Annotated in this window: 3 protein-coding genes; 2 read left to right on the top strand and 1 reads right to left on the bottom strand. The window is 44.1% G+C overall.

What is annotated here, in order from left to right; genetic code table 11:
- Positions 1 to 91: 91 nt before the first annotated feature.
- Both C6Y40_RS11870 and C6Y40_RS11865 read left to right on the top strand, forming a co-directional pair.
- Positions 92 to 853: an IS5 family transposase gene (locus tag C6Y40_RS11870; protein WP_105932999.1), complete on the top strand. Its 762-nt coding sequence runs from the start codon at positions 92 to 94 to the stop codon at positions 851 to 853.
- Between the two features lie 374 nt (positions 854 to 1,227).
- Complete coding sequence (locus tag C6Y40_RS11865; protein ID WP_105934776.1) at positions 1,228 to 2,103, top strand: alpha/beta hydrolase family protein; 876 nt, start codon at positions 1,228 to 1,230, stop codon at positions 2,101 to 2,103.
- Between the two features lie 21 nt (positions 2,104 to 2,124).
- On the opposite strand, the gene C6Y40_RS11860 is transcribed toward C6Y40_RS11865, so the two are convergent.
- Positions 2,125 to 2,383, bottom strand: a 259-nt coding sequence (locus C6Y40_RS11860) for a transposase (protein ID WP_146129559.1), incomplete at its 5' end; no start/stop codon positions are given.

Raw genomic sequence — 2,383 nt, 5'->3', positions numbered from 1 at the left:
TAGGGCGTGTTGATCTTTCGTGAGTAATTTTTAAACAGCATGGTAAAGGGTTATAATTTGCTTCGCCAAAAGTAAAACCATAACCAATACCATGCCAAGAACAATACTAACTGATATTCGATGGGAACTGCTACTTCAAGTTATGAAAAGTACAGGCCGTATTTACGATAAAACTGAACATCGAATGACATTTGAAGGAATACTTTATCGAATGAGAACTGGTATTCCTTGGCGAGATCTGCCCTCTGAATTCGGAGAGTGGAGTACCGTATACAGACGATTTAATCTTTGGTCAAAGAAAGGGATTTTAGATAACCTTTTCAAAAGCTTATCTAGCATGGCTGATTTTGAGTGGGTCTTTCTTGATGGCTCGATAGTTCGAGCACATCAACATAGCACAGGAGCAGCAACTGAAAGCTCAGAGCAAATAGGCAAAAGTCGTGGGGGTAATTCAACCAAAATTCACTTAGCTGTAGATAGTGGAGGATTACCGATTTGTTTCGACTTATCAGAAGGTCAACGCCACGATGTTGTTCATGCGAATAGTTTGGTTGAACAGCTTGATGAAGTGAACACTGTCGTTTGTGATAAAGGCTATGATAGCGAACAATTCCGCTGTTTTGTTCGTGACCACGGTGGAACACCAGTGATTGCTACACGGAATTACGGTCAAGATATTGATAAAAAAAGCATGGATTGGTGCTTATACAAATACCGACATTTGGTTGAAAATGCATTTGCAAGAATTAAGCAATATCGAGCTATTTCAACTAGATACGATAAGTTAGAGCGAAATTATGCCAGCATGGTATCGCTGGCATTTATGTTAATGTGGCTGCCGATGTATTGTTGAGCAAAATATGTACAGAAAAGATCAACACGCCCTAGTAAGATGATGGCCAAGTTCGCTATGGATATAGACTTTTCCATTGGCCAAAGCGCCGATGTAAGCCACGAAGATGTAATCATCGGAAAAGGCGTTGCCAGCCTTTTTGAATGAGCTAGTATAGTGTTGTAGATGCCGTTTCGATGTTGGATGTGAACAGCACTAGTAAACAGAACTGACATTATTTCAGACAACGATTCGGTTAATGAAGAACAATCATGCTCGCTTGATTGGGCTATTGCTGTCTCTTTTTGTACTTATGACTCATAGTGCATTTGCACAGCTTATCAGTGATACCCCCATTACCTCACCTGCAGAATTTAAAGCCTATTTGCTGGAACATGACTCCCTTATTCACATCCGGGGTTGAACAAACACCTGACCGAGCGATGCTCGAAAACACCTTCAATCATAACGTACACCTATCGGGCATTGTCTATGAGGTCGATGGTCTTAAAATCCGGGGCTTTGTCTTTAAACCAAAAGCGCCGGGTAAATATCCGGCAGTGATTTATAATCGCGGCGGCAATCGGGATTTCGGATCACTGGCGTTTCCGGGCTCATCGATAGGACCGGCGCAACTGGCTGAAATTGCCAGTTGGGGCTATGTGGTGATTGCCTCCCAATATCGGGGGGCCGGAGGCAGTGAGGGGGCAGATCATTTTGGTGGCGATGATGTAAACGATGTGCTGGCATTACCTGCCGTTCTAGCCGCGATTGAAGAGGTTGATGCTCTACGTATCGGTTTATTTGGCTGGTCGCGCGGGAGTATGATGAGTTTTCTGGCGTTAAAAAAGGGACTTAAGGTAAGTGCCGTAGCCGTTGGCGGTATTGTTGCAGATGTGGCTTTAACACTGGCACACCGCCCGCAGTTTAGCAAAACGTTTGCTGAAATGGACCCACAGTATCAGTTGGATCCGCAAGCCTGGCCTGCAGAGCGTTCGGTAATAAAGTGGCTGGATATGTTACCTAAAGTGCCAATACTAGTACTGAACGGCTCTTCCGACTGGCGTACCCGTTCGACTCAGGCATTAAAGCTTGTCGAGGCGTTGGATGAAAAACGCTATCCGGTGCGGTTTATCATGTATGAAGGTGCCGATCATGCTATTAGTCAGTATCGAGAAGAGGTCTTTATGCAGCTTCGTAACTGGCTTGACCGCTATGTGAGGGATCAGCAACCACCGCCCATAATAAACTATGCTCCTAGGGCCTGTTGATCTTTGCTGCATATATTTCACTCAGCAGTACATGGGTAGCCACATCATCGAAAATGCCAGTGATACCATGCTGGCATAATTCCTTGCTAACTTTTCATACCTCGTTGATATTGAACGATAATGCTTTATTCGAGCAAAGGCGTTTTCAACTAGGTGGCGATATTTATAGAGGCACCAATCAACGCTGTCTTTGTCTATATCTTGGCCATAGTTCCGTTTAGGTATGACGGAGATACCTCCTTTGGCTTCAATATATTCTCTTAATGCGTCACTATCGTAG

It is taken from the genome of Marisediminitalea alba, assembly GCF_002993365.1.
Classification (GTDB): domain Bacteria; phylum Pseudomonadota; class Gammaproteobacteria; order Enterobacterales; family Alteromonadaceae; genus Alteromonas; species Alteromonas alba.
Note: the sequence above shows the minus strand (reverse complement) of the source record. Positions and strands in the feature narration are given on the sequence as shown.